The organism is Micromonospora sp. NPDC018662 (assembly GCF_044391475.1).
In the GTDB taxonomy this organism is placed as follows: domain Bacteria; phylum Actinomycetota; class Actinomycetes; order Mycobacteriales; family Micromonosporaceae; genus Micromonospora.
Map to the genome: position 1 here is coordinate 733,528 of NZ_JBISAC010000002.1, position 26,077 is coordinate 759,604.

At 73.9% G+C, this 26,077-nt stretch carries 28 protein-coding genes and 2 pseudogenes; 13 read left to right on the top strand and 17 right to left on the bottom strand.

Going from position 1 to position 26,077, the window contains the following annotated elements; genetic code table 11:
* Window positions 1–23 precede the first annotated feature (23 nt).
* Window positions 24–182, top strand: a complete 159-nt coding sequence (locus ACH495_RS08870; RefSeq protein WP_396857120.1) for a DNA-binding protein — start codon at window positions 24–26, stop codon at window positions 180–182.
* 213 nt (window positions 183–395) lie between these two features.
* On the opposite strand, the gene ACH495_RS08875 is transcribed toward ACH495_RS08870, so the two are convergent.
* The 11 genes and pseudogenes from ACH495_RS08875 to ACH495_RS08925 all read right to left on the bottom strand — a co-directional run bounded on the left by ACH495_RS08875 (window position 396) and on the right by ACH495_RS08925 (window position 6,287).
* On the bottom strand, window positions 396–749 hold the full coding sequence (locus tag ACH495_RS08875; protein WP_396857121.1) for a gas vesicle protein K: 354 nt from the start codon (window positions 747–749) through the stop codon (window positions 396–398).
* Window positions 746–967: a gas vesicle protein gene (locus ACH495_RS08880; protein WP_396857122.1), complete on the bottom strand. Its 222-nt coding sequence runs from the start codon at window positions 965–967 to the stop codon at window positions 746–748. The genes ACH495_RS08875 and ACH495_RS08880 overlap by 4 nt, the downstream gene beginning before the upstream one ends.
* Window positions 958–1,743, bottom strand: a complete 786-nt coding sequence (locus ACH495_RS08885) for a GvpL/GvpF family gas vesicle protein (RefSeq protein WP_396857123.1) — start codon at window positions 1,741–1,743, stop codon at window positions 958–960. The genes ACH495_RS08880 and ACH495_RS08885 overlap by 10 nt, the downstream gene beginning before the upstream one ends.
* Window positions 1,744–1,894: 151 nt before the next feature.
* Window positions 1,895–2,095, bottom strand: a pseudogene (gene gvpJ, locus ACH495_RS08890) (gas vesicle protein GvpJ); the annotation flags it as partial.
* A gap of 1 nt (window position 2,096) precedes the next feature.
* Window positions 2,097–2,414, bottom strand: a complete 318-nt coding sequence (locus ACH495_RS08895; RefSeq protein ID WP_396857124.1) for a gas vesicle protein — start codon at window positions 2,412–2,414, stop codon at window positions 2,097–2,099.
* A complete protein-coding gene (locus ACH495_RS08900) occupies window positions 2,411–2,731 on the bottom strand; it encodes a gas vesicle protein GvpG (protein ID WP_396857125.1) in 321 nt (106 codons plus the stop codon). The genes ACH495_RS08895 and ACH495_RS08900 overlap by 4 nt, the downstream gene beginning before the upstream one ends.
* Before the next feature lie 2 nt (window positions 2,732–2,733).
* On the bottom strand, window positions 2,734–3,489 hold the full coding sequence (locus tag ACH495_RS08905) for a GvpL/GvpF family gas vesicle protein (protein WP_396857126.1): 756 nt from the start codon (window positions 3,487–3,489) through the stop codon (window positions 2,734–2,736).
* 193 nt (window positions 3,490–3,682) lie between these two features.
* Window positions 3,683–3,868, bottom strand: a pseudogene (gene gvpJ / locus ACH495_RS08910) (gas vesicle protein GvpJ); the annotation flags it as partial.
* A gap of 32 nt (window positions 3,869–3,900) precedes the next feature.
* Complete coding sequence (locus tag ACH495_RS08915; RefSeq protein WP_396857127.1) at window positions 3,901–5,064, bottom strand: SRPBCC family protein; 1,164 nt, start codon at window positions 5,062–5,064, stop codon at window positions 3,901–3,903.
* A 2-nt stretch (window positions 5,065–5,066) separates the two neighbouring features.
* The gene (locus tag ACH495_RS08920; RefSeq protein ID WP_396857128.1) at window positions 5,067–5,519 is read right to left on the bottom strand and encodes a hypothetical protein; all 453 of its coding nucleotides are present in this window, start codon (window positions 5,517–5,519) and stop codon (window positions 5,067–5,069) included.
* Window positions 5,520–5,777: 258 nt separating this feature from the next.
* Complete coding sequence (locus ACH495_RS08925) at window positions 5,778–6,287, bottom strand: GNAT family N-acetyltransferase (RefSeq protein ID WP_396857129.1); 510 nt, start codon at window positions 6,285–6,287, stop codon at window positions 5,778–5,780.
* Window positions 6,288–6,552: 265 nt separating this feature from the next.
* Here ACH495_RS08925 and ACH495_RS08930 point away from each other — a divergent pair, with 265 nt between their 5' ends.
* The gene (locus tag ACH495_RS08930; protein ID WP_396857130.1) at window positions 6,553–6,765 is read left to right on the top strand and encodes a hypothetical protein; all 213 of its coding nucleotides are present in this window, start codon (window positions 6,553–6,555) and stop codon (window positions 6,763–6,765) included.
* 6 nt (window positions 6,766–6,771) lie between these two features.
* Here the strand turns inward: ACH495_RS08930 and ACH495_RS08935 are convergent, their stop codons facing one another.
* From ACH495_RS08935 to ACH495_RS08950, 4 genes are all read right to left on the bottom strand, one after another.
* Window positions 6,772–7,263 carry a DUF3263 domain-containing protein gene (locus ACH495_RS08935; RefSeq protein WP_396857131.1) on the bottom strand — a complete coding sequence of 164 codons (492 nt, stop codon included), beginning with the start codon at window positions 7,261–7,263 and terminating at the stop codon, window positions 6,772–6,774.
* Between the two features lie 138 nt (window positions 7,264–7,401).
* Complete coding sequence (locus ACH495_RS08940; RefSeq protein ID WP_396857132.1) at window positions 7,402–8,415, bottom strand: ABC transporter permease subunit; 1,014 nt, start codon at window positions 8,413–8,415, stop codon at window positions 7,402–7,404.
* On the bottom strand, window positions 8,412–9,410 hold the full coding sequence (locus ACH495_RS08945; protein WP_396857133.1) for an ATP-binding cassette domain-containing protein: 999 nt from the start codon (window positions 9,408–9,410) through the stop codon (window positions 8,412–8,414). Before ACH495_RS08945 ends, ACH495_RS08940 begins: the two co-directional genes overlap by 4 nt.
* 96 nt (window positions 9,411–9,506) lie before the next feature.
* Window positions 9,507–10,292, bottom strand: a complete 786-nt coding sequence (locus ACH495_RS08950) for a DeoR/GlpR family DNA-binding transcription regulator (protein WP_396857134.1) — start codon at window positions 10,290–10,292, stop codon at window positions 9,507–9,509.
* 199 nt (window positions 10,293–10,491) lie between these two features.
* Here ACH495_RS08950 and ACH495_RS08955 point away from each other — a divergent pair, with 199 nt between their 5' ends.
* Genes ACH495_RS08955 through nagA form a run of 3 tightly spaced genes read left to right on the top strand, consistent with a single transcriptional unit; the run spans window position 10,492 to window position 13,456 of the window.
* Window positions 10,492–11,421, top strand: coding sequence for an SIS domain-containing protein (locus ACH495_RS08955; protein WP_396857135.1), 930 nt, complete (start codon window positions 10,492–10,494; stop codon window positions 11,419–11,421).
* Entirely contained in the window at window positions 11,418–12,350 is a 933-nt protein-coding gene (locus ACH495_RS08960; RefSeq protein ID WP_396857136.1) for an ROK family protein, read from the top strand. The genes ACH495_RS08955 and ACH495_RS08960 overlap by 4 nt, the downstream gene beginning before the upstream one ends.
* Window positions 12,347–13,456 carry an N-acetylglucosamine-6-phosphate deacetylase gene (nagA, locus tag ACH495_RS08965; protein ID WP_396857137.1) on the top strand — a complete coding sequence of 370 codons (1,110 nt, stop codon included), beginning with the start codon at window positions 12,347–12,349 and terminating at the stop codon, window positions 13,454–13,456. Before ACH495_RS08960 ends, nagA begins: the two co-directional genes overlap by 4 nt.
* A 345-nt stretch (window positions 13,457–13,801) precedes the next feature.
* On the opposite strand, the gene ACH495_RS08970 is transcribed toward nagA, so the two are convergent.
* Window positions 13,802–15,010 carry a DUF4032 domain-containing protein gene (locus ACH495_RS08970; protein WP_396857138.1) on the bottom strand — a complete coding sequence of 403 codons (1,209 nt, stop codon included), beginning with the start codon at window positions 15,008–15,010 and terminating at the stop codon, window positions 13,802–13,804.
* Window positions 15,011–15,111: 101 nt separating this feature from the next.
* Between ACH495_RS08970 and ACH495_RS08975 the strand changes: the two genes are divergently transcribed.
* The 3 genes from ACH495_RS08975 to ACH495_RS08985 all read left to right on the top strand — a co-directional run bounded on the left by ACH495_RS08975 (window position 15,112) and on the right by ACH495_RS08985 (window position 19,818).
* The gene (locus tag ACH495_RS08975; protein WP_396857139.1) at window positions 15,112–15,879 is read left to right on the top strand and encodes a phosphatase PAP2 family protein; all 768 of its coding nucleotides are present in this window, start codon (window positions 15,112–15,114) and stop codon (window positions 15,877–15,879) included.
* A gap of 86 nt (window positions 15,880–15,965) precedes the next feature.
* Window positions 15,966–18,524: a chitinase C-terminal domain-containing protein gene (locus ACH495_RS08980; protein WP_396857140.1), complete on the top strand. Its 2,559-nt coding sequence runs from the start codon at window positions 15,966–15,968 to the stop codon at window positions 18,522–18,524.
* Between the two features lie 73 nt (window positions 18,525–18,597).
* Entirely contained in the window at window positions 18,598–19,818 is a 1,221-nt protein-coding gene (locus tag ACH495_RS08985; protein ID WP_396857141.1) for an APC family permease, read from the top strand.
* Window positions 19,819–19,824: 6 nt separating this feature from the next.
* Here the strand turns inward: ACH495_RS08985 and ACH495_RS08990 are convergent, their stop codons facing one another.
* Window positions 19,825–21,597: an NAD-binding protein gene (locus ACH495_RS08990; protein WP_396857142.1), complete on the bottom strand. Its 1,773-nt coding sequence runs from the start codon at window positions 21,595–21,597 to the stop codon at window positions 19,825–19,827.
* Window positions 21,598–21,685: 88 nt separating this feature from the next.
* Here ACH495_RS08990 and ACH495_RS08995 point away from each other — a divergent pair, with 88 nt between their 5' ends.
* The 5 genes from ACH495_RS08995 to ACH495_RS09015 all read left to right on the top strand — a co-directional run bounded on the left by ACH495_RS08995 (window position 21,686) and on the right by ACH495_RS09015 (window position 26,067).
* Window positions 21,686–22,165 (top strand): MSMEG_6728 family protein, encoded by a 480-nt coding sequence (locus ACH495_RS08995; RefSeq protein ID WP_396857143.1) that lies wholly within the window; start codon window positions 21,686–21,688, stop codon window positions 22,163–22,165.
* 28 nt (window positions 22,166–22,193) lie between these two features.
* Window positions 22,194–22,664 carry a hypothetical protein gene (locus ACH495_RS09000; RefSeq protein ID WP_396857144.1) on the top strand — a complete coding sequence of 157 codons (471 nt, stop codon included), beginning with the start codon at window positions 22,194–22,196 and terminating at the stop codon, window positions 22,662–22,664.
* Window positions 22,665–22,723: 59 nt separating this feature from the next.
* On the top strand, window positions 22,724–24,256 hold the full coding sequence (locus tag ACH495_RS09005; RefSeq protein ID WP_396857145.1) for an FAD-dependent oxidoreductase: 1,533 nt from the start codon (window positions 22,724–22,726) through the stop codon (window positions 24,254–24,256).
* A 40-nt stretch (window positions 24,257–24,296) separates the two neighbouring features.
* A complete protein-coding gene (locus ACH495_RS09010) occupies window positions 24,297–25,415 on the top strand; it encodes a hypothetical protein (RefSeq protein ID WP_396857146.1) in 1,119 nt (372 codons plus the stop codon).
* Window positions 25,416–25,626: 211 nt separating this feature from the next.
* A complete protein-coding gene (locus ACH495_RS09015) occupies window positions 25,627–26,067 on the top strand; it encodes an HNH endonuclease (protein ID WP_396857147.1) in 441 nt (146 codons plus the stop codon).
* Window positions 26,068–26,077: the final 10 nt, after the last annotated feature.

Genomic DNA, 26,077 nt, shown 5'->3' on the forward strand with positions numbered 1-26,077 from the left:
GCGTCGAAGAGGCAGCCAGCCAGGTGGACCGACAGGGCGACGTGGTCACGCCGGTAGTCCACCAGCAGCAACAACGCAACTTCCCGGAGCCGATCGCCGTGCTGGCCATGGGCAAGGTGTGGCGGAAGACAGACGTCGAGAAGTGGGTCAAGGAGCACCGCCCGGACCTGTCCTCCGGCTGACCGCCGTCCGAGATCTTGGTAGAAATCGGCCCCCATAGGGGCCCTTTCGTACCAAGATCTCCCCTGCTCCCAGCATGCAAGACGGCTCGCCCGCCTCGTGGAAGCAGCCGCACCGCGCACCAGCCAGCCGGCACGCGCGCGGTGGAACGCCACTCGATCATGAAGTTGGCGGCGATGTGGATCTCCGTGGACACGCGAGCGGGGCGGGGTGGGTCAGTCGGTGGGGAGGAGCGGGCCCAGGGGGCCCAGGTCCAGGTTGAGGTCCTCGGGGGACAGGCCGAAGTACGCGCGGAGCTGGGTCATCTGCTCCTCCAACGCCATCAGGGTGGTGCCGATCCGCTCGATCTGCTCGTCGGTGAGGTCACCGAGGTCGACCCGGCGCAGCGCCTGCCGTTCCATGAGCTGCCGGAGCAGTTCGACGACGGTGAGCACCAGGCTCGCCAGCCCGCGCTCGACCGAGTCCTGGTCCACGGCGAGCCGGCGGTCCAGCGGCTGGACCCGGGGCGCCCGCCACTGCGGCTCACCGAGCGCCGCCGCCAGCTCGGCCGCCTCGTCCCGGCCGGTCACGACGACGCCAGCGGGTCGGTCGGCGGGGCGAGCGCGCCGACGGACGCGATCAGCGCGCGCAGCGAGATCCGGACCAGGTCGACGTCGGCGATGGCCAGCGTGATGTCACCGCTGACCACCACGCCGGCGGCGAGCACCCGGTCGAGCAGGTCCACCAGGGCCACGGTCCGGTAGCCGGGGTCGTCGGCCGCGCTGGGCGCGAGCGTGGTCACGCCCATGCCGGCGCCGCCTCCGGTTCCGCCACGAAGGAGTACGGCGGCCAGGGGCCGGTCAGCTCCAGGCGTACCGCGGGGTGCTCGTCGGCCAACCGACGGGCGGACGCGGCGAAGTCGGGCCACCGGTCCCGGTCGACCAGGTACGCGCCGTTGAGCACCATGGCGGTGGCCGCGCCGGAGAGCCGCCGGTCCTGCGGGGCGTGCCGGTGCGCCGCCACCGCCAACCCGGCGAGCGCGGCGTGCACCGCGGCAGCCGCGTCGGCGGCGGCCTGCTGCCCCAGCTCCCGCGCGTCGAGCTGGGCCCGACGCCGGCGCAGGTAGGCGGCCCCGACGCCGCCGCCCCCGACTGGAACCTCGGCGCTCGGCAGGGCGCCGGGCACCACGTACCCCTTGACGCCCCACTCGGTGCGGTCGGCGAGCCGGGCCAGCGTGCCGGCCAGTTCGTCGCGCCGCTCGGCCAGCACGCCGGCCACCCCGGCATCGTCGCGGTGCACGGTGGCGAGCCGGGCCGGCACCACCGCGCCGGCCCGGGCCAGCGCGTCCACCACCGCGTGGTGCGCCCGGGCGGCCCGTTCCAGCCAGGCCAGATCCTCCAGGTTGCGACGCAGCGCGGTCTCGCCGTACTCGCGCAGTGGCACGTCGCTGACCACGGCGGCCAGGCCGGCGCCGGTCACCACGCGCGCCGGCGTGCCGGCGAGGCCCGGCAGGTCGGTCGGGCCGGTCCCGCCCGCGACCACGCCGTGCAGCCAGACGGCGGTCCCGGCGTCCGGCTCACTCATCGCGGTCCCGCCTAGCGGCCCGGGCGGCGACGCGCGGCCGGCGGGACGCCTCGACCTCCTCCGGGTCGCGCGGCCCCGGCTCGACCGGCGGGCGAGCCCGGGAGCTGAGCCACGGATCGTGCTCCCACCAGTCGATGCCGATCTGCCGGGCGGTGTCCACCGAGGCGATGACCAGCCGCAACTTCAACGTCAGCAGCTCGATGTCGAGCAGGCTGACCCGGATGTCACCGGCGATGACGATGCCCCGGTCGAGGACCCGTTCCAGGATGTCGCCGAGGTTCGCCGGCTCGTGGCCGGCCGGCAGCACCTGACCGGAGTTCTGCACCACCGAGGGCTCCCGCGCCATGCTCATGTCAGCCCCCGTCGCCCTTGCCGCGCTGGTAGCGGCGCGTCCGCCGGTAGCCGAGCAGGCTGCCGGTCATGTCCAGCTCGACCTCGTAGAGCCCGAGCAGGTCGGTCGACGCCGGGATGCGGTGGTCCTCGACCACCTCCACCCCGACCAGCCAGCCGTCGTCGGTGGGCTGGATCAAGGTGATCCCGAGCGCGTCCTTCCCGGTCAGCGCCACCACCTGGCGCAGCCCCTCGCGGGCCGCCTCGGCGGTGCCGACCACGTCCTCGTCGTCCTCGTCGAGCTGCCACTCCTGGTCGTCCCGGGCCCGCGCCGACGTCATCGTGGCCCCCCTCGTGGCCGGCGCGGCCCACCGCCGCGATCGGTGGTCGGCCGCCGCGCCGACCCGCCGCGCCGCGACGGGGTACGGCCGGCGGCCGGCCCGGTCAGCCGCTCCAGCACCTGCTGCTGCCCCCGGTCCCGCTCCTCCGGGGTGATCTCACCGGCGGCGGCGGCCCGGTCCAGCTCCTCCAGCTCCCGCCGGACGGTGACCGGGTTGTGCTGCTGCGACTCCGCCTCCCGGGCGACCACCTTGACGATCGCGGTGAGCCCGCGCACCGGCGCGTACGGCAGGGTCAGCAGCGTCCACAGGATGTCCATGCTCACTCCACCAGTTGGTGCGCGCTCACGAAGTCGTACGGCGCCAGCGGGCCGATCAGGCGCATCCGGATCAGCTCCCGACGCTGCTCGGCGAAGTCCTCCACCGCCCGGATGAACTCGTCCTCGTGGTCGCCGGCGACCAGGAAGGCGACGCGTACGGCGTCCATCTCGTGGCTCGGCGGGCGGACCGCGTCCGCCTCCGCGTACCGGCCCACCGCGTCGATCAGGTCGCGGTTCTCGGACTCGCGGCGCAGCTCGACCGCCTGGCTGATCATCTCGCCGAGCCGGATGCGCTGCTCCCGGCTCTGCGCCTCCGACCGGCCGCGCACCTGCTCGGCGAGCGCGGCGGCGTCCGGGTTGGCGGCCAGCATCCCGCCGATGAACTCCGGCTCGTCGAAGCGGCCGTGCACGGTGTACTGCACCCGGTCCTCGAACTCGTCGAGCGCGGCGGCGAACCGGTCGTGGTGCGCGTCGAGCAGGTCCGCGACCGCGTCCTCGCCGGTCACCACCGTGCCGAACCGTACCGGCAGCACCGGCGCGACCTCCGCCGTGCCGTCCAGCAGCCGCTCGTACGCGGTCAGGTCGGCCGGCCGGCCCAGCGGCTCGTCCAGCCCCACCGCGCTGACCAGCGCGGCCAGTTCGCCGTGCCGGACGGCGCTCACCTCGCCGGGCGGGGAGCCGACCCCCTCGGCGTCGGCTGTCGGCTCCACGTCGGACGGCACGATGCCGTAGATGAACAGCCCACTGTCCTGGCTCATCTCAGCGCTCCCCGTCCCGCCGGCGCGGCCGGTCCCGCCCGATCTCGCGGTCGCGCGGCGCGTCCACCACCGCGCCGCTGATCCCCCGGGCCGCCTGGCTGGCCTCGCCGACCGTCCTGCCGACCGCCCCGGCGACGCCGTCGATCAGGTCGGGCAGCGTCTGCTGGTCCGTCGGCACGATGTTCATCCGGTCGACCGTGTCGGCGAACCGCAGGTACGTCTCGATGCTGGAGATCGCCACCCGGGCGTCGATCTCCAGGAGCTGGATCCCGACCACGGCGATCGACACCTGGGCGTCGATCACCACGCCCTTGTCCAGCACGGTCTCCACCACGTCGGCGAGCGCGCCGCCCGCACCGCCGCCAGCGGTGCGTTCCAACGCGCTGCCCGGCTGGTCGGCCGTCACCAGGCTCATTCGCCACGCTCCTCACGGCGACGCCGGACGACCGGCCGGCGGGGCGCCTCGGGAGCACGGCGGGCCCGCTCCTCGCGCGGTTCCCGCTCCTCGCGCTGCGGGCGGCGGGCCCGCTCCGGCTGCCGACGGCGGGGCGGCGGCTGCTCCTCCACCGGCTCCTCGTCGTACTCCTCGTCGTCGAAGTCGTCGCCGGCGTCGTAGTCGTCGTACTCCTCCTCCTCGACCGGACGGCGGCGCTGCGGCGGACGGCGGCGACCACGCTCGGCGGGCCGGCGCTCCTCCTCGGCCGGCTCCTCCGGGCCGCGGCCCGGCGCCGGCTGCTCGCCGGCCTCCTGCTCCTCGCGGAGCGCGGTCTCGTGGTCCGTGACCACCTGGGAGTCCCGGATCTCGCCGCGCCAGCCCTCGACCGAGTCCGGGTCGAGCACGGTCTCGGTCATCACGTGCCGGACGAAGTGCTTCAGCTCCAGCCGGACCCGGCGACCCTGCGCCCGCCACAGGTTGCCGGTGTGCTCGAACAGGCCCTGCGGGTGGTACTCCAGCACGACCAGGATGCGGGTCAGCTCCGGGCCGACCTCGTGGAAGCTGACGGTGCCGTCGACCGAGCCCTTCTCGCCCTTGGACCGCCAGTGGATGAGCCGGTCCGGGATCTGCCGGACGATCGTCGACTCCCAGGTGCGGTGCGACCAGAGGACCTGCGCCTTCCAGGTCATCTTCTCGTCTTCGTCGCAGTCGGCCTGCTCGACCTTCTTCATGAAGCTCGGGAAGTCGCCGAAGGTGGTCCACTGGTTGTACGCCACCCGGACCGGCACGCCGACCTCGATGGTCTCGACGATGTTGGTGACCTTGAGCTTCTTGCCGCCGCCCTTGCCACCCTTGCCGCCGCCGAACGCCGACATCAGCTTCTCCTTACCGCCGGCCAGGCCGGCATGGAACATGGCCTTCAGCGGGGAGTGGCCGTCGGCGAGCTTCTGCGCGCCGGTGGCCGCGGCGACCAGGCCGGGGCCGCCGCCCTGCTTCGCGTACTCGCTGAGCCGCCCGGTGGCGCCGGTGACCCGCTCGGTCACCACCTGCACGGCGCGTTCGCCGATCGCGGAGGCGAGGTTGCGCAGCTCGCCGCCGATCTGGTCGCGGGCCCGGTCGGTGAGTCCGGTGGGGGGCATGGTCACCGCCCCCGTCGCCGGCGCACGGGGGCCGGCTGCTCGTCGTAGTCGGCCTCGTCGTCGTCGGCCCCGGGCTGCTCGTCGAGCTCCGGCTCCTCGTCGGGCGCCGACCGCCGACCGTCCGCGGACTGCTCGTCGGACCCGGCGGAACGCCGACGCAACGAGTCGGCGCTGCCCCGCAGCCGGCCGCTTACCGCGTCGATGCCGCTGCCGGCGGCGGCGGTCGCGGCGGCCCGGCCGGCGGTGACCAGCGGCGCGCCGAGCCGGGAGAGGTTGGCCAGTTGCGGGTTCGACCCGAGAAGGCCGGAGGCCATCTGCTTGAGTCCGCCGGGGTTCTGGCTGGCCCGACCGGCGGCCACGGCGGCGGCCAGGGTGAGCGCCGTCCGCAGCTTCCTGCGCCGGCCCAGGACATATCCGAAACCGACCGCCAGGGCGATCCGAGCTCCGCTCTTCATCAGTTCTCCTTCGCTCCCCCGCGGAAGGGACACCTCATGCGTGGAGCAGGCCCGGAAAACAGCTGCCGAGGATCAGCGAAAAAGGGGCCTGCGGCCGGTGTCCCACATCAGCGGACCCGGCGGGCAGTACCCGCCATGCCATTCGCAAAACATTTCTCCAGCGGAAGGGAAACGCTTCGCAGGAAGGGCGAAAGTTCGCGTTGAGCCGCGAATGAGCAGGGAGGACGCGCAAACGTTGTCGCGCGGCAAGCAGTGGTGTCAGCGGGTCGGCAGGGCCGAATCCAGACACATTCGAGCGAACAGCTTTCCGCTTTCTTCGTGCAGTTCCGCGCCGCATTTACGAAGGACGGAAATGGCACCGGCATTGTCCGGGGTGGTATCGGCGACGACCGTGCGCATGCCGGCTGCCGCGGCGGCGTGCAACAACTCCCGCAACGCGGCGGCGCCCAACCCGCGGCCACGCGCCGACCGGCCCAGCCACATCCCGGTCTCCACCGTCCCCGGTTCGTCCCGACGGGTCATCCGCACCATGCCGACCACCTCGCCGCCGGACACGATCGCGTACATCAGCGTGCGGGTCGGGCCGTCCAGGCCACCGAAGCTGGCGCGGTGGAACTCGCGGAACGCGTCCCGGCGGGCCAGCGACCAGCCGGCCGGGGCATCCACCGGAGGCATGACGTCCTCCGGTTCCGCCTCCGCCGCCGCTACGGAGAGCAACGGTTCCAGGTTCCGCTCGTCCACCGGCTCCAGCCGTACCGCACCCGTCACGAGGCGGAGTCTGCCGGCCGCTCCGGCGCGCGTCCACCCCTTTGCGGACTCAATGCCGGTACGGCGGAACGGGCCGTCCGGTCGTACCCCCGAGACGTTCCACCTCACGCTCCGTTGTCATCCGACCGGCTCTTCCGGGCGTGAGCGTGCTCACCCCGAGGTCGCGACCGCGCTGGGCCGGCACATTCGGCGACTTTCCGTCACCGCGACGGCGCGGGCGGTAGCGTCGGACCCGACCGATCGGACCGGTGACAGGGGGAGCGCCATGTTGGAGCGGTTGCACGACTCGGGAATCCGCGCGGAACACGCCTATGTCGCCGGGTTCATCAGCATCGGACTGTCCTTCACGAGCTGGTTCCTGTCCAAGAGCCTGGAACGCGCCGGCGTGGCGCGGGCAGACCGCTGGGGCATCTTCATCGGCGAGTGGGCGCCGACGTTCTTCGCCATCGGCAACGGACTGCGCTCGTACGAGAAGTGAGGCCGGTCAACGCCGCCGGTTGCGGGCCCGCGACGAGCGGAGCCGACGCAGCCGGCCGATCAGCACCGGCTCGGCCGCCAGCGCGGCGGGATGGTCGAGCAGCGCGTTGAGGAGCTGGTAGTAGCGGGTCGCGGAGAGGCCGAACGTGTCCCGGATGGCCTGCTCCTTGGCCCCGGCGTGCTTCCACCACCGCGACTCGAAGGCGAGGATCCGCACTTCCCGCTCGGTGAGCCCACCGGCCGGCTCCGCCGCCGCAGGCTCGACCGCCGACGTGGACTCGGTCGACGGCGCAGGCTCGACCGGCGGCGTGGGCTCGACCGGCGGCGTGGGCTCGACCGGCGGCGTGGGCTCGACCGGCGGCGGTGGCGGGACGGACTCGGCCGGCGGCGCGGTGCGGGGCGGGGGGACGGCGACGCCGGGTGCCGCGCGCGTACCCCCGGCCGGTGCCGGTGGGTCCGGCCGCCCGATGGCGGCCCGGTCCGTGGCGTCGGCGGACATGGTGCTCCTCTCCGACGGCGACTGACCGGCGCGGGAGACGCGCCGGCCGGGGAGACCCCAGCGTAACCAGGGCCCTCCCCGACCGCATCGTCCCGCGCGGTCCGCGCCGTCGGCGCCCGGCCGGCGGCGCGGGAAGCGTCAGGCGATGTCCCGCCGGCGCATCGTCCAGAACGCGCCGGCCAGGGCCACCACGGCGCCGATGCCGAACACCACTGCCGACTGCTGCCAGGTCACGACGTACTTCGCCGGCTCGCAGGCGCCCCGGGCGAACTCGCAGGTGTCGTAGTCGAACAGCTCCGCCTGTTTCATGAACCACGACTGGGCGTACGTGGAGAGCACGTAGCGGTCGCCGAACGGCACCGACAGCACGGAGACCGCGATCCGGATGCCGATCTCGCTGACCGCGAACAGCGCCACCGCCGCGCCCAGCGCCATCGCGGTGTGCCGACCCACCGAGGCGAGCGCGAACGCGACCGCGCCGACGACCAGGATCAGCGCCAGCGCCCGGAGCCCGTCCAGCCCGATCGAGCGCCACACCCCGGCGGTCATCTTCGCGGTGGTGCCGCGGGAGGTGCCGATCAGCCAGAAGGCGGCCGTCCACAACGCGCCGAGCACGACGCTCAGCCCGAGCACCGTGGTGAGCAGCGCGGCCAGCTTGGTGCCCAGCACGGCGAGCCGTTTCGGCCGCCAGAGCAGCAGGTTCATCATCCCGCCGGTGTTCCACTCGGCACCCACGAAGGAGGCGCCGACGATGAACGCGAAGAGCGCCACCGCGCCGGCGAACACGGCGATGAACGTGGGGAACTCGGCCCGGAAGTCGAACTGGTAGGGCAGGTTCCACTTCGGGTCGAACATGTCCGGCTGCGGCTGGAAGTCCTTGCCGCAGTTCGGACCGTAGCGCTCCTCGGTCTGCTCGCCGCGGGCCTGGGCGGCCTCGCACTCGGTGACGGTGCGCTTCCACTCCTCGACCGACTTGCGGTACTGCGCGTCGGAATCGGCCTGCGCGGCGGCCACCACCTCGGGCGAGAGCTTGTGGCTGGAGAAGCTGAACGCGGTGGCCACGGTGGCGAGCCCGACCACCAGCAGGACGAGCAGCAGCCGGGTGACCCGGCGCTTGGTGAGCCGGCGCAGCTCGGTGACGAACAGGCTCATGCGCCCCAACCTCCTGCGGTGCCGGTCTGGTCGACCTTGGCGGACTGATCGACCTGACGGTTCTGGCCGGGGACCGGCGCGGTGGCGGTCAGTTCGAGGAAGACGCTCTCCAGGTCGACCGCGACCGGGGTGAGCTCGCTGACGTAGAGGTCCTGCTCGGCGAGGAGCCGGCTGACCACGGCCGGCTTGTCCACGCCGGACAGCATCAGGTGGTCGGCCTCGGCGGCGACGCGGATCCCGGACCGGGTCAGCGTCTCCTCGGCCCGGGGCAGGTCGGTGACCGCCTCCAGGCGCACCCGCACGGAGCCCTGGGAGTGCGCGGCGAGCACCTGCTCGACCGGCCCGAAGGCGACCCGCCGGCCGAGCGAGATGATGGTGACCGAGTCGCAGATGAGCTGGATCTCGCCGAGGATGTGGCTGGAGAGCACCACCGTCATGCCGGATTCGGCCAGCTCCCGCATGAGTCGGCGCATCTCCCGGATGCCGCCCGGGTCGAGGCCGTTGGCCGGCTCGTCCAGGATCAGCAGCTTGGGGTTCTTGAGCAGCGCCGACGCCACGGCGAGCCGCTGCTTCATGCCGAGCGAGTAGGTCTTCACCCGATCGCCGGCCCGGTCGCGCAGCCCGACCTGCTCCAGCACCTCGTCGACCCGCTGCTTCGGCAGTTCGCCGGCCTGGGCGAGCAGGCTCAGCGTGTCCCGCGCGGAGAAGTGCGGGAAGAACTGCGGGCTCTCCACGATGGCGCCGACCTGGCCGGTCACCGCCGGCAGCGCCCGCGGCAGCTCCTGGCCGAGGATGGCCATCCGGCCGCCGTTGGGCCGGATCAGGCCGAGCAGCGTACGCAGCGTGGTGGTCTTGCCGGAACCGTTCGGGCCCAGGAAGCCGTGCACCTGGCCGGCCTCGACCCGCATGTCGAAGCCGTCGAGCGCGTGGCGGACCCCGCGTTTCCGGCTCCGGTACGTCTTACGGAGACCCTCGATCTCCAGGACAGCCGACACAGCTGACCTCCCCCGATGTGTAGGTGACAGCGACACCATACGCGGTATGCACGGGAAGGCAATACCCGGTATGCACGGGTGGTCGGCGTGTCACTCTCAGGCGCAGACGACGTGCACGCCGGCGTCGCGGAACGCCTGCACCACGTCCGGGTCCGCCCCGGAATCGGTCACCAGCGTCTCCACCCGGTCCACCGGGCAGATCCGGGCGAACGCGTGTCCGCCCAGCTTGGACGAGTCGGCGATCACTACGACCCGCTTGGCGCGGGCCACCATCAGGCTGTTCATGGCCGCCTCCCCCTCGTGGTGCGCGGCGGCGCCGAGATGCGGGTCGATCGCGTCCACGCCGAGCAGCGCGACGTCCAGGGTGACCTCGCGCAGCAACGCCCCGCCCAGCGGACCGACCAGCTCGAATGACTTCGGGCGGACCACGCCGCCGGCCACCACGACCTTCATCCGCGAGCGCACCAGCAGCTCGTTGGCGATGTTCAACGCGTTGGTGACCACGGTGAGCTGGGCGCCCTCGGCGCTGGTGTTCAGATCCGGGCGGACGGCGAGCGCGCGGGCCACCTCGGTGCTGGTGGTGCCGCCGTTCAGGCCGACGACGGTCCCCGGGGAGACCAGCGCGGCGGCGGCGGCGCCGATCCGCTGCTTCTCCGCCGAGTGCTTGGCGGTCTTGTAGCGCAGCGGCAGGTCGTAGGAGACGCCGTTGGCGACCGCGCCACCCCGGGTCCGGGTGATCATCTGCTGCTGGGCGAGCTGGTCGAAGTCCCGCCGGATGGTGGCCTGGGAGACCGCCAGCCGCTCGGCCGCCTCCTCGACGCTGACCCGGCCGCTGTCGGTCAGCATCTCGAGCAGCGCGTTCCAGCGCGCGTAGCGGTCCACCGCGGGGCCCTCCCCTGACTGTGCACGTACGGTGATTGATTGCGTGCACCGTAGTGCGCGAAACTGCGTCTGCGCAAAACCCTGGCCTGCGCGAATGGGGAGACGGTTGCCACGCCCACCCCACTTCGCGCAGAATGGCGCGCGAAAGAAGGCCCTATCGCGCCGTATTGCGCAAGGTCTCCCCTGGCGAGGAGTTGTCATGGCGTACGTCCACGCGGAGATCGCGAGCCAGCCCGACTGCTGGCGCGAGGCGGCCCGGCTCGCGCCGGCCGTCGCCGACCATCTGCCGCGCCCCGGCGAGCGGGTCGCCGTGGTCGGCTGCGGCACGTCGTGGTTCATGGCGGCGGCGTACGCCGGGCTGCGCGAGACCGCCGGCCAGGGCGAGACCGACGCGTTCCAGGCCAGCGAGTTCCCCGTCGACCGCCGCTACGACCGGCTCATCGCGATCACCCGCTCCGGCACCACCACCGAGGTGCTCGACCTGCTCGCCGCGCTGCGCGGGCGGATCCCCACCACGGTCCTGGTGGGCGATCCGGCCTCGCCGGCCGTGTCCCTGGCCGACGCCACGGTCGCGCTGCCCTTCGCCGACGAGCGCTCGGTGGTGCAGACCCGCTTCGCCACCACCGCGCTCGCGCTGCTCCGCGCCCACCTCGGCGAGGACCTGGGCCGGCTGGCCGCCGACGCCGAGGTGGCCGTCCGGGCCCCGCTGCCGATCGACCCGGCCCGCATCGAGCAGGTCACGTTCCTCGGTCGCGGCTGGACCGTCGGGCTGGCCCAGGAGGCCGCGCTGAAGTGCCGCGAGGCGGCCACGTTCTGGGCCGAGGCATACCCGGCCATGGACTACCGCCACGGCCCCATCTCGATCGCCGCCCCGGGCCGTCTGGTCTGGGCGTTCGGCGGGATCCCGGACGGGCTGGCCGAGGACGTGGCGGCCACCGGCGCGGCGTTCGTGCACAGCCGGACGCACGGCTGCCGCACGGTGCTGACGAGCTGGGCGGCCGGCCGCAACCCGGTCGACCCGATGGCCGACCTGATCCTGGCGCAGCGCTTCGCCGTGGCGCTGGCCACCAGCCGCGGCCTCGACCCCGACGCGCCCCGGCACCTGACCCGCTCCGTGGTCCTGGCATGAGCGCGCGCGACGAGGTCGTCGTCGCGCTGGACGTGGGCGGCACCGGGATGAAGTGTGCCCTGGTCCGGCCGGACGGCACGACCGTGCACACCGAACGGCACCCCACCGCCGCCCAGCGCGGGCCGGACGCCGTGGTCGCCACGATCCTCGACGTGGCCGAGGGGCTGGCCGACAAGGCCCGCGCCGACGGGCTCACGCCGGTGGCCTGCGGCATCGCCGTGCCGGGCGTGGTCGACGAGGCCCGTGGCGTGGCGGTCTGGTCGGCGAACGTGGGCTTCCGGGACGTACCCCTGCGGGACCTGGCGGCCACCCGCCTGCGCCTGCCCGCGGCGCTCGGCCACGACGTGCGGGTGGGCGGCCTGGCCGAGGCCCGGCTCGGCGCCGGCCGGGACGCCGGCCACGTGCTCTTCGTGGCCATCGGCACCGGCATCGCCGCCGCGCACGTGGTCGACGGGTCGGCCGCCGTCGGCGCGCACGGCGCCGCCGGCGAGATCGGCCACATCCTGGTACGCCCCGACGGCCCACGCTGCGGCTGCGGTCGTGCCGGCTGCCTGGAGGCGGTGTCGTCGGCCTCGGCGATCGGCCGTCGCTACACCGAGCTGACCGGTGCGCCGGCGACCGCCGCCGAGGTGGCCGACCGGGCGGCGGCCGGTGACCAGCTCGCCGGCACGGTCTGGCGGGAGGCGGTCGAGGCGCTCGCCGACGGCCTCGCCACCGGGCAGGCGCTGTACGACGTGGCGACCGTGGTGATCGGCGGCGGGCTGGCCCAGGCCGGCCCCCGGCTGTTCGACCCGCTGCGCGACGCCCTGCGCGAGCGGTTGACCTTCCACCGCGAGCCGCGCCTGGTCGCGGCCGCCCTCGGCGACGAGGCCGGCTGCCTCGGCGCCGCCCTGCTGGCCCTGGACACTGTGGCGAAGGAGAGTCGATGACCCGGCGCGTGACCGGCAAGGTGGTGACCCCGACCGGCGTCATCCGGCAGGGCTGCGTGGAGATCCGGGACGACCGGATCACCGCGGTCGCCGATTACCCGTCGGTACGCGACGGGCACTGGATCGTGCCCGGCTTCGTGGACATGCACACCCATGGCGGCGGCGGGCACACGTTCACCACCGGCGACCCGGACTCGGCCCGGCAGGCCGCCGCGTTCCACAGCGGCCACGGCACCACCACGCTGCTGGCCAGCCTGGTCAGCGCCCCGTTCGCGTTGATGCGCGACGCCACCGCCGCGTTCCGGCCGCTGGTCGAGGCGGGCGTGCTCGCCGGCCTGCACTTCGAGGGCCCCTACCTGTCGGCGGACCGCTGCGGCGCGCAGAACCCGGAGTTCCTCCGCGACCCGTCCACCGACGAGCTGACCGAGCTGATCGCGCTGGGCGGCGGCGCGGTGCGGATGGTCACGATCGCGCCCGAGCGGGCGGGCGCCACCGAGGCGATCGAGCTGCTGGTGGCGAACGGCGTGGTGGCGGCCGTCGGGCACACGGACGCCACCTGGGCGCAGACGCGCGCGGCGGTGGCCGCCGGCGCCAGCGTCGGCACCCACCTGTTCAACGGGATGCGCCCGGTGCACCACCGCGAGCCCGGCCCGGTGGTGGCGCTGCTGGAGGCCGCGAACGTGGTCTGCGAGCTGGTCGCCGACGGCGTGCACCTGCACGACGGCATGCTCGGCTTCGCCACCTCGGTGGCCGGTCCGGAGCGGGCCGCCCTGATCACCGACGCGATGGCCGCCGCCGGCATGCCCGACGGCGAGTACGAGCTGGGCGGCCAGGCCGTCACCGTGGCCGGCGGCGAGGCTCGGCTCAGCCGGGACGGCGCCATCGCCGGCAGCACGCTCACCATGGACGCCGCGCTGCGCCACGCGGTCGGCGCCGGCGTCGCGCTGCCCGACGCCGTGCGGATGGCCGCCACCACCCCGGCCCGCGCGCTCGGCCTCGGCGACCGGGTGGGCGCGCTCCGGGCCGGCCTGCGCGCCGACCTGGTGGTGCTGGACGACGACCTGAACGTGGTCCGGGTGATGCGCGCCGGCGAGTGGGTGGAGTGAGCCCGACGGCGTGAGCTTGGCGGAGTGCCTTGCGGCGGCACGCTGCCGGTCTGTGGCCGCTGCTGGGTACTCCGGGCGATGCCGCACCTCGCCTGGCGGCCCACTACAAACTTGATGGCGTAAATGGTTCACCAGCAATGCTCGGCCGCCTGCCGACCGCCACGCCTCGACAGCACGGACAACCGGCGGCCGACGGCTTCCGCAGCTCAAGCGTCTGACTCATTCTCGCCATCAAGTTTGTAGCGCCCCCACGGTCACCCGTTTCCCCCGCCGCTCAGGACGCCGCACCAGCCCAGGACGTCGCAAGGCCCGCCAGGCAGCGCGCGCCCGGTCTCGGGGCGGGGATCAGACGGTGGGAACCTCGACGCCCAGCACGGCCTGCTCGTCCGGGCGGTGCACCAGCACATCGGCCAGGTAGGAGTGGACGGCCCGGCGCATCCCGACGTCCCGGCCGGCCTGCTCGGAGAGCAGCCACTTGTGCTCGATGATCTGGGCGAACAGCTCCTGCGGCTCGAGCTTGCGCCGCAGGTGCGCCGGCACCGCCCGGACCACCGGCTCGAAGACCTCGGTGAGCCAGCGGTGCGCCGCCTGCTGCTCGTCGGTCAGGTCGCTCTCCACCCGGTAGGCGTCCAGGTCGTTGAGGAGCTTGCGGGCCTGGTTCTCCTCGGCGTCCAAGCCGGTGAGCCGCAGCAGCCGCCGGGTGTGGTAGCCGGCGTCGACCACCTTGGGTCGCACCAGGTAGCGCCCGTTGTCGACGGTCGACAGCGCCACCTCGGCCACGTCGAAGCCCAACTCGTTGAGGCGACGGATGCGGCCCTCGATGTCGTGCCGGGCGGCGCGCTCGACCTGCTGCTCGTAGGTGATCTCGTGCCAGAGCCGCTCGTAGCGCCGCACGACCTCCTCGCAGACCACCTCCGGGTCGATCGACTCGTGCAGCAGGCCGGCGGCCTGGAGGTCGAGCGCCTCGCCGAAGATGTTGACTCGGGCGATCTCCAGGTCCTCGCCGCGCTGGCCGTTGGAGAGCGACGGGTGCAGCGCGCCGGTCTCCGCGTCGACCAGGTAGGCGGCGAACGCGCCCGCGTCCCGGCGGAACAGCGTGTTCGACAGCGAGCAGTCACCCCAGAAGAACCCGGTCAGGTGCATCCGGACGATCAGCGCGGCGAGCGCGTCCAGCAGCCGGTTCATCGTCTCCGGGCGCAGCGTGTTGGAGAACAGCGCGCGGTAGGGCAGGGAGAACTGGAGGTGCCGGGTGATCAGCACCGGGTCGAGCGGTTCACCGTCGTCGGTCTGCCGGTCGGCCACGATCGCGATCGCCTCGACCGACGGGAAGTCGATCCGCTCCAGCGCCCGCAGCAGGTCGTACTCGCGTTCGGCGACCCGCTCGCCGGTCTCCTTCACCGCGTAGACGAAGCCGCCGAGCCGGACGAACCGCACGATGTGCCGGGAGATGCCCTGGGGCAGCGCCACCAGGTGCTCGGCAGGCCACTGCTCCAGCGGGGTCGACCAGGGGAGGTCGAGCAGCGCCGGGTCGACGAGGGCCGAGGTGATCCGCACGGCAACCAGTGTGACCGCTGACCCGGCGGAGCGCTTCCCTTCGTGGTTCGACACACAACCGCCGATGACCGGCCGCCGTCGCCGGCCGGTAGCGTGGTCGCGTGCGCCAGACCTCAGGGGTACGCCGCGACCTGCGGCTGCGGCCCGTCCGACCGGCCGGTTGGTGGTACGACGGGCTGCTGCTCGCCGCGCTGGTGGCGCTGACCGTGGCGCTCGCCGCCGGGCACCTGTTCGGGCTCGACCGGGCGGTCGCCGACTGGTCCGCCGCGCACCGGCCGACCGCCGCCCGATGGGTGGCGATGGCGTTCAACCTGCTCGGCCAGGGCACCCCGCTGACGCTGCTGGCGACCGGGCTGGGCGTGCTGCTGGCGTGGCGGGTGCGCTCGGTGCGGGCGGTGCTGCCGCCGGTGACCGCGTTCGTGCTGACGACCTTCACCATCGGCCCGTTGAAGGTGTGGACGGCCCGCCCGGCGCCGAGCGCCAGCGCGAAGGAGCCGTTCCTGCCGCCCGAGCAGACGCTGCCGCTGTTCCAGCACGAGTTGCCGGTGCGCTTCGCCCAGTCGTACCCGTCGGGGCACGTGGCGAACGCGATCGTCTGGTACGGCGTGCTCGCCCTGCTGCTGGTCCCGCTGCTGCGCACGGTGGGCCGCACCGTGCCGGCCAGGCTGGACACCGTGGTCCGGCTGGCACCCCCGGCGATCGTCTTCTGCACCACCGTCTACCTGGGCTGGCACTGGCTCACCGACTCGGTCGCCGGGCTGCTGCTCGGGCTGCTGCTGGACCGGCTGCTGCGCCGGGTGCCCTGGAACGCCCTGCCGCTGCCGGCGCGGCTCGGCGGCTGGGCCCGGCCGGTCGACCAGCTCGACTGAAAAATCCGCCTCTTGTCCCGGCGCATCGACGCCGGTATACATTTAGCAACCTTAACAGTTAAGTTTGTTAAATGTAGGAGGTGCACGTGCTGGCGAGACGAATCAGCCGCTGGCTGTCGGCCGGCGCCGCCGGTCTGCTGACCGCGGCCATGGCGGTGGTGGTGGCCGCCCCGGACGCCCGGTCGGCCGCCGCCGACGACGAGGCGTGCCGGCCCGACGGGCTCTACCGCACGCCCGGGGTGTCGGTGCCCTACTGCACCGTCTACGACACCGCCGGCCGCGAGAAGATGGGCGCGGACCACACCCGCCGGATCATCGGCTACTTCACCAGCTGGCGGACCGGCCGCAACGGCACCCCGGCCTACCTGGTCAACCAGATCCCGTGGCAGAAGGTCACCCACATCAACTACGCGTTCGCGCACGTCGACGGCAACAACAAGATCTCCGTGGGCAACCCGGCCGCCGCGAACAACCCGGCCACGAACATGACCTGGCCCGGCGTGGCCGGCGCCGAGATGGACCCGAGCCTGCCCTACACCGGGCACTTCAACCTGCTCACCAAGTACAAGAAGCAGCACCCGAACGTCCGCACGCTGATCAGCGTCGGCGGCTGGGCCGAGACCGGCGGCTTCATCGACGACAGCGGCAACCGGCTCGACTCCGGCGGCTTCTACCGGATGACCACCACCGGCACCAACACCGTCAACACCGCCGGCATCAACACGTTCGCCGACTCGGTGGTGACGTTCCTGCGCACGTACGGCTTCGACGGGGTGGACATCGACTACGAGTACCCCACCTCCAACAACAAGGCCGGCAACCCGCTCGACTTCGCCCAGGCCGACGCCAAGCGGGCCGGCCTCAACGCCTCGTACCAGGTGCTGATGCGCACGCTGCGGGAGAAGCTCGACCGGGCCGCCGCCACCGACGGCCGGCACTACCTGCTCACCGTGGCCGCGCCCGCGTCCGGCTGGCTGCTGCGCGGCATGGAGTCCTACCAGGCGTTGCAGTACCTCGACTACGTCAACGCGATGTCCTACGACCTGCACGGCGCGTGGAACCACTTCGTCGGCCCGAACGCGGCGCTCTACGACAACGGCGACGACGCCGAACTGGCCGCCGGCGGCGTGTACGGCGCGTACTCCGGCATCGGCTACCTGAACACCGACTGGGCGTACCACTACTTCCGGGGCGCGCTGCCCAGCGGCCGGGTGAACATCGGCGTGCCCTACTACACCCGGGGCTGGCAGGGCGTCACCGGCGGCACCAACGGCCTGTGGGGACGGGCCGCGCTGCCCGACCAGACGAAGTGCCCGGCCGGCACCGGCGGCTCGATCGGCTCCACCACCCCCTGCGGCAACGGCGCGGTCGGCATCGACAACCTCTGGCACGACCTCGACGCCGCCGGCAACGAGGTGCCCGGCGGCGCCAACCCGATGTGGCACGCGAAGAACCTCCAGGCCGGCATCACCGGCGACTACCTGACCGGGTACGGGCTCACCCCGGCCACCGACCCGGCCGACCGGATCAGCGGCAGTTATGCCCGGAACTACTCGTCGGCGCTGGTCGCGCCCTGGTTGTGGAACGCCGAGAAGAAGGTCTTTCTCTCCACCGAGGACGACCAGTCGCTCGCCGCCAAGGCCGACTACGTCGCCGCCCGGGGCATCGGTGGCGTGATGATCTGGGAACTGGCCGGCGACTACGCCTACGACTCCGCCAAGGGCCGGTACGGCATGGGCGACACGCTCACCACGCTGCTCTACGACAAGCTGAAGACCGCACCGGCCTACGGCGCCCGCAAGGCGAGCAGCACCATGCCCACCCGGACGCTGGACGTGGCGGTCGGCATGGGCGGCTTCGCGCTCGGCGACAACAACTACCCGATCAACCCGGAGCTGCGGCTGACCAACAACACCGGCGCACCGATCCCGGCCGGCGCACAACTGGAGTTCGACTACCCGACCACCACCCCGGCCACCCTCAGCCAGCAGTCCGGCTGGGCGCTCACCACGGTCTCCACCGGCCACACCGGCAGCAACGTGGGCGGCCTGAAGGGCGACCACAACCGGGTACGCCTCACCGTGCCGGCCGCCATCGCACCCGGCGCGTACGCCGAGGTGACGCTCAACTACCAGCTCCCGATCTCCGGCCCGGCGAACTTCACGCTCGCCTTCGGCGGCCAGACGTACGCGCTGACCGGCGACTGGGCGCGCGGCGGCGCGGTGGTCACCCCGTCGCCGAGCCCGAGCGGCTCCACCCCGCCCGGCGGGGGCACCTGCACCGCGCCGGCCTGGTCGGCGGCGACCGCGTACTCCGGCGGCGCGACCGTCTCGTACGGCGGGCACACCTGGAGCGCGAAGTGGTGGACCCAGGGCGAGACGCCGGGTAGCGCGGCGGTCTGGGCCGACCAGGGCGCCTGCGCCGGCTCCCCGACGCCCACCGCCTCCCCGACGCCCACCGGCACGCCCTCGCCGACACCCACCGGCGGGACCTGCACGGCGCCGGCCTGGGCCGCCGGCACGGCGTACTCCGGTGGTGCGGTGGTGTCCCACCTCGGACACCGGTGGACCGCGCGGTGGTGGACCCAGGGCGACGTCCCGGGGGCCAACAGCCAGGGCGTCTGGACCGACAACGGGCCCTGCTGAACCGGCACCGGTGCCGCCGGCGCGATTCCGCCGGCGGCACCGGCCGTTCACGTCCGGCCCCTAGGCTGCGGATGTGGAACGGCTGGCGCGGCGACTCGGCGTACCCGATGCGGTCGTCATCGGTCTGGGCTCGATGCTCGGTGCGGGCGTCTTCGTGGTCTTCGCGCCCGCCGCGTCGGCGGCCGGCGGCGTCGGGCTGCTGGTCGCGCTCGCGCTGGCCGGGTTCGTCGCGTTCTGCAACGCCACCAGCTCGGCCCGACTCGCGGCCCGCTACCCGGAGTCCGGCGGCACCTACGTCTACGGCCGGGAGCGGCTGCGTCCGTTCGCCGGCTTCGTCGCCGGGTGGGGGTTCGTGGTCGGCAAGACGGCGAGCTGCGCGGCCATGGCGCTGACGATCGGGGCCTACCTGTGGCCGGGGCGGGCGCGGCTCGTCGCGGTCCTCGCGGTGGTGGCGGTGACCGCGGTGAACCTGCGCGGGATCGGCAAGACCGCGACCGCCACCCGGGCGCTGGTCGCGGTGGTGCTCACCGTGCTGGGCGTGGTGGCGGTGACCGGTGCACCGCAGGTGACGGTCGACCGGCTCACCGGTGCCGCCGACGTCGGGGCACACGGCGTGCTCACCGCCGCCGGCCTGCTCTTCTTCGCGTTCGCCGGGTACGCGCGGATCGCCACGCTGGGCGAGGAGGTGCGCGACCCGGAGCGCACCATCCCGCGCGCGGTGCCGCTGGCGCTCGGCGCGGTGCTGGCGATCTACCTGACCCTGGCCGTGGTCGCGCTCGGCGTGCTGGGCGCCGGCCGGCTGGCCGCCTCCCCGGCGCCGCTGGTCGAGGTGGTGACCGCGGCCGGTCGGCCCGGGTGGGCCTGGCTGGTGCGGGCCGGGGCGACCGTCGCGGTGACCGGGGTGCTGCTCTCGCTGCTGGCCGGCGTCGGACGCACCACGCTGGCGATGGCCCGCCGCCGGGACCTGCCGAACGCGCTGGCCGCCGTGCACCCCCGCCACCGGGTGCCGCACCGCGCCGAGCTGGCCGTGGCCGCCGTGGTGATCGTGGTGGTGGCGCTCGCCGACGTCCGGGGCGCGATCGGCTTCTCCAGCTGCACCGTGCTGGTCTACTACGCGATCACCAACGCCGCCGCGCTGACGCTCGGGCGGGACAAGCGGCTGCTCGCCGCGCTGGGGCTGGTGGGGTGCCTGGTGCTCGCGGTCAGCCTGCCGCCGGCCAGCGTGCTCGCCGGGTTCGGCGTGCTCGCCCTCGGCGCGGCCGGCTACGCCCTCCGCCGCATCCGCGCGAGCTGACCGGGGTCACTCGTCCGGTTCCCGGGGGGCCGGCGCGGGCGGCGGGGCGGGCGTGGTCTCGCGCAGCAGGGCGGTCAGCCCGGCCCGCCGGGCCACCACGGTCAGCCGGTCGCCGGCGCGCAGCACCAGGCGCGGATCGGCCGACCAGTCGCCCTTCTGGCCGACCCGGGTGTGCGCGAGCAGGCGCACCTCGCCGGGGCGGGCCACCGCGCCGAGCGGGCGACCGTCCAGCGGCGAGCCGGCCACCACCGGCACCTCGGTGACCAGCAACGCGTGCCGGTCCACCGGGATGGTGGCGATCACCGCGCGGTCCAGCAGGGCCGCCGCGAACGACGGCGCGGCCAGGTAGGAGACGCTGCGCGAGATGCCGATGCCGAACGCCTGCTGGATCCGCTCGGCGAAGTCGCCGTCGAACAGCCGCAGCACCACCCGCAGGTCGGGGTCGAGGGAGCGGGCGATCAGCGCGGCGCGCAGGTTCGCCCCGTCGTCGGTGGAGACCACCACCAGCGCCTGGCTGGTGTCGACCGAGGCGGAGCGGAGCGTCTCCTCCAGGCCGGCGTCGCCGACGATCACCGGCACCCCGAGCCGGTGCGCCAGCGCGGCGCCGCGCGCGTCCGGGTTCTTGTCGATGGCCACCACCTCGACACCGAAGTCGTGGAGCTGGGCCATCACCCGGGTGCCGATGTTGCCCAGCCCGACCACCACCACGTGCCCGGAGCGGTCGGGCTGGATCCGGCCGGTGTGCAGGGCCAGCCGGGCGTTGACGATGCCGTCGACCACGGCGGCCGTGATCAGCGGGATCAGCGCCAGCCCGGCCAGGTTGAGCACCACCTGCATGACCTGCGCGGCGACCGGTTTGTTGACGTCCGGGTCCTGGCCGCTCAGCGTGGTGACCAGGGTGAGGTAGAGCGCCTCACCCCAGGTGACCGCGGCGGCGCGGGCGTTGAGCCAGCCCAGCACCGCGATCACCCCGAGCAGCACCAGCACCGCGATGCCGATCTTGCGGGTGGCGAAGCTGCGGATCGCGCGGAGCAACACCTCCACCGGCTGCCGGCGTCGCCGGGCCCGGACCAGTCGACGGGCGGCCAGCTCGGTGCCGGGCGGGCGACCGGTCGCCTCGGCCAGCACCACGTCGGCAGCGGCCTCGTCGGCGGGCAGCACCCGGACCAGTTCCGGGTCCGTCGTGACGGCCAGGCCGCAGACCACGTCCTGCGGGCGTACGTCGGCGCGGCGGGCCACGTAGAGCGTGCGGCCGGCGTGCCGGAAGTGGGTCGGCGCCAGCTCGCCCAGCGCGGCGGCGACGAAGGCGGGCGCGGCCATCGAGGCGTCGGAGATCACCGCCGAGCCGGGGAAGAGCTGCCGCAGCCCGTCGGCCAGGTTGGTGTTGAACATCCGCACCACCAGACGCAGCCGGGGCTCGACCTCCTGGGCGCAGAGCGCGGCGTGCATGTTGCCCACGTCGTCCTGGTGCAGCAGGGCCAGCCCGTCCGCGTCGGCCAGCCCGGCCCGGCGGAACGTGGCCTCGTCGAGCCGGTCGGCCCGGATGACGCGTACCCCGGGCACGTCCCGCCCGTCGGGGCCGTCGGAGCGGCGGCGTTCCGGCACCACGAGCGTGACCCGCACCTGACCGGCGGTCGGGCCGGTGCCGAGCAGCGCCCGGACCACCCAGTAGGCCAGCGGGTCGGAGCCGCAGACCACGAAGTGGGGGCGCTCGTCGCCGTTCGACCGGAGCCGCCACCCGGTCGCGCGGCGCGCGCGGTCGCGCAGGGGCTCGGCCATGCCCGGATCGTAGTCAGCCGCTCGCGACGCGCACAGCCCCCTTCGATCTTGAAGGCATGGTGCCGCCGGGTACGGGTAGAGCAGCGGCATGCAGACGTTCCTGCCGTATCCGGACTTTCTGGCCAGTGCCCGGACCCTGGACCAGAAGCGGCTGGGCAAGCAGCGCGTGGAGGCCATCCAGGTGCTGCGCGGGCTGACCCGCCCGGACTACGGCTGGCGCAACCATCCGGCGGTGAAGATGTGGGCCGGGTACGAGGAGGCGCTGACCCGCTACGGGCTGGACATGTGCGCGGTGTGGTGCGAACCGGGCCGGGCGGACACCTGCGCCGCCACGCTCGCCACCGACCTCGCCGCCGCCTGCGGCATCACCACGATCCGCACCCAGGAGGAGCTGGCCGGCAGCGGCGACCTCCCGCCCTGGCTGGGCCGCGACGACCTGCACCGCAGCCACCGTTCGTCGCTGCTGCGCAAGGACCCCGCCCACTACGCTCCCCTCTTCCCCGACACCCCCACCGACCTGGAGTACGTCTGGCCCCCCTCCGACCGCCCCCGTCACTGCCTACCGTGAGAGGAAGGCCCCCTCCTAGGGTGTGGGGATGACGACCGCGCCGCGGGAGGCGGAGACGCGCATCGGTCCGGTCGGCGCGCTGCTCTGCCGAGTGATGTTCCTGGCGATCTGTCTGGCCGGGCCGGTCCTGTTGGTCCCCGTCGTGTCGCAGAGCCAGAGCCTGTCCACCGCAGACTTCTGGGGCCTGCTCGCCGGGGATCTCCTGATGACGATCGTCGGCGGCGGCTTCGGAGTGTGGGGCTTGCGCCTCGTCACTCGCTCGCGTCGCGACATGCGGCGGCTCGCCGCCACCGGCGTCGCCGCCACCGCGGAGGTTCTCACGGTGGCCAACAATCTGGGTGGGGAGGAACCCGGGCTGAGACTCCGCCTGCGGATCAGTGGCCCCGGGTTCGCCACCTTCGAGGTCGAGGCGGTCCGCGCCGACGACCCGGCCCTCGTGCCGGGGGCGCTTCTGGCCGTGGTCGTGGATCCGGCGGAACGCGTCTTCTCGTTCGGGTAGCTGAGCCCCTTCCCCACAGCTCGGGCAGGATGGGGGCACTGTTGAGCGGAGGGTGGGGCGTGGGGCTGTCGCAGAAGGTTGGCCGACTCATCGGCGTACGCGAGCACGTGGTCGACCCGGGCGGCGGTGGCGCCCCCCGGGTGCCGCGACCGGCGTCGGCGCTGGTGGTGGGCGGCGGCATCGCCGGCATGTCGGCGGCGGTGGTGCTGGCCGAGCGCGGGGTGTCGGTGACCGTGCTGGAGGCCGCGCCGCACCTCGGCGGCCGGCTCGGCGCCTGGCCGGAGGCGCTGGCGGACGGCGTCCAGCGCAACGAGCACGGGTTCCACGCGTTCTTCCGGCAGTACTGGAACTGGCGCTCGATCCTGCGCCGCGTCGACCCGACGCTGGATTTCCTCAAGCCGATCCCCGGCTATCCGATCCTGTCCGCGCAGTGGCCGACCGAGGAGTTCGGCAAGTTGCCGCCGGCCCCGCCGGCCAACCTGCTGGCGCTGCTGCTGCGCAGCCCGAGCCTGCGTCTGGCGGACCTGCGCGCGATGGACCGGGACGCCGCGTTGCCGCTGCTCACCTACGACCCGGTGCGCACCTACGCGGAGTTCGACGAGCGGACGGCGGACGAGCTGCTCACCTCGCTGCGCCTGCCGGACCGCGCCCGGGCCATGCTGTTCGAGGTCTTCTCGCACTCGTTCTTCAACCACGAGGCGGAGATGTCGGCCGCCGAGATGATCGCCCAGTTCCACTTCTACCTGCTCGGCAACCCGGAGGGGCTGGCCTTCGACTGCCCGGACGAGGACTACGCGACGGCGATCTGGGAGCCGCTGACCCGGCACGTGGAGAAGCACGGCGGCCGGGTGCTGACCGGCACGCCGGCGACCCGGCTGGACCGTACGCCGGAGGGCTGGCGGGTGACCGGCGCGAACGGTGACACCTGGGCGGCCGGGCACGTGGTGCTCGCCGTCGACCCGCCGGCGCTGGCCGCGCTGGTCGACGCCTCCCCCGGCCTGGTCGCGGCGGCGCCCGAGCTGGTGGCGCGGATGCCCGCGTTCGGCCGGCCCGGCCCGCCGTACGCGGTGGCGCGCTACTGGATGGACGGGGACGTGCGCCCGGACCGGGCGGTGTTCAGTGGCGTGTCCCGGCAGCCCACGCTGGACTCGGTGACGCTCTACCACCGGCTGGAGGCCGAGCCGCGCCGCTGGGCGGAGCGCACCGGCGGTTCGGTGGTGGAGTTGCACGCGTACGCCTGTGAGCCGGACGTGCCCGCCGACGAGCTGGCCGCGCGCATGCTGCGGGAGCTGACCGCGCTCTGGCCGGAGGTGGCCGACCTGCGGGTACGCGAGCTGCGGGCCCGGGTGGAGGCGCAGGCCCCGGCGTTCACGCCGGGCAGCCACGCCGGCCGGCCGGGCGTACGGACCGACGCGGCCGGGTTGTACCTGGCCGGGGACGGGATCCACACGGAGTTCCCGAGCGCGTTGATGGAGCGGTCGGCGGCCACCGGGATCATCGCGGCGAATCACATCCTGCGCGCCGAGGGTGCGGCGGCCGAGCCGGTCCGCTCGATCCGTCCGCGCGGCCTGCTGGCCGGCCGCGCACGATGATCCGCTGATAAAGGGGCAAATAACGCATTAAGGTCGAGCGGTGAGCACCGCGACGCGGACGGAGGAGCGGCGGGACGAGCGGGCGGTCGTGGTCACCGCGCTACGGCTCGGCTGGTCCATGGCGGACGCCTACCACCACGCGCAGACCGCCGACCTCACCGACGACGCGGACCGGCCGGCGACGGCCCCGGCGAAACTGTCAAACGTGACCGAGCTGCCGGGCCGCCACCGGCTCGGCATGTACCTGGACGGCGTGGACGTCGCGCTGACCCAGATCGCCGCGCTGACCCCGGCCGGCCGGGTGCTGCCCTCGACCGCCGCCGCCCGGCGGGTCGCCGGGGTCGACCGCCAGCCGCTGCTGTTCGCGCTCGACGCGCTGAACGTCGACGTGCTGCGCTGGACGATGGCCACCGACCACCGGGTCGGGGTGGCGTACCGGCTCGGCCGCTCGCTCGCCGACACGGTCCGGCGCGGCGACGGCACCGAGCTGGTCCGGCGGTTCGGCGGGCGGCAGTTCCAGCTCAGCCGGTGGCTGGACGAGCTGGCCAGCGTGCTGCCGCCGTACTCGGCGGCGGTGGTGCGCCGCTCGCTGTCCGCGTGGTCCACCGCGGTCGGCCGCGCCACTGTCGGCGACCCGGCCGAGGCCGGGCTCGCCGAACTGGCCCGTGAGCTGCGCAACCAGGGCGACCTGTGGCAGGACGTGCTCACCGGCGGTCTGCACCCGCGCGACCTGCTGGACGAGGAGAACTGGGCGGTGGTGGCCCGGAACCTGATCATCCGGGACCGGAAGCTGGTGGTGCAGGCGGCCCGGGGCATCTTCTGGCCGGTGCTGGCGCCGCTGCTGGTGGTGCTCCTGGCGGTGGTCGGGGTGAGTGCCGCGGCAGCGGCCGGCTCCCCCACCACCCGGGCGGCGGTGGCGCTGGTCGGCCTCGGGGCCGGGCTCACCGCGATCTGGCGGTCGATCTCCACCCCGACGCTGTCGGTGGCCGCCGAGGTGAACCGGCCGCTGCTGGAGAGCGAGCTGGTGACGCAGATGAGCACCCGGATCGACCGTCCGCTCGCCGCCGCCCGACGGGCCGGTCGGGCCGGTCGGCAGCGGCCGGCATCCGACGGCGGATCGAAATACGTTGCAGCCGTTTCCCGGGTGGATCTACCGTGAACGCGCAAGGTCAACCACCGCTCCGGGAGCCGTCCATGTCGCCGCGAACCGCCACCACGATGACGTCGTGGCTGCCCGGCGCCGGCTGCCCATGGTCCGGAAGGCCCGACTGACGCGCACGTCGCGCGCCCCTGTCGTCGCCGCCCGGTCCCCGTGACCGGGCGGCTTTTTCGTCGCCGTACCACCCCACCGATCGTGAAGGGAGAGCCCGGTGGACGCCGTCCTCGTCATCAACGCCGACCTCGGCCCGCTGCACCGGGTCACCGTCCAGCACGCGATCCGGATGCTCTGCCGCCGGGTCGCGGAGATCCACGAGTCCGAGCCGGACCGGCTCGTCGGCGTCTTCCCGATGCCGCGGGTGGTCCGCCTCGTCCGGTACGTGGTGACGCGCTGGCGGTTCAGCGCCGGCCCGGCCTGGTCCCGGGCCGGGGTGCTGGCGCGCGACGGCCGCCGGTGCGCCTACTGCGACCGCCCGGCCAGCACGATCGACCACGTCCTGCCCCGCTCGCGCGGCGGCCGGAACACCTGGGGGAACACCACCGCCGCCTGCTACGCGTGCAACCAGCGCAAGGGCGACCGGACCCCGGCCGAGGCGGGCATGCCGCTGCGGCGGGAGCCGGCGACCCCGAGCTGGGCCGCGCTGGCGCGGTGACGGACGGCCG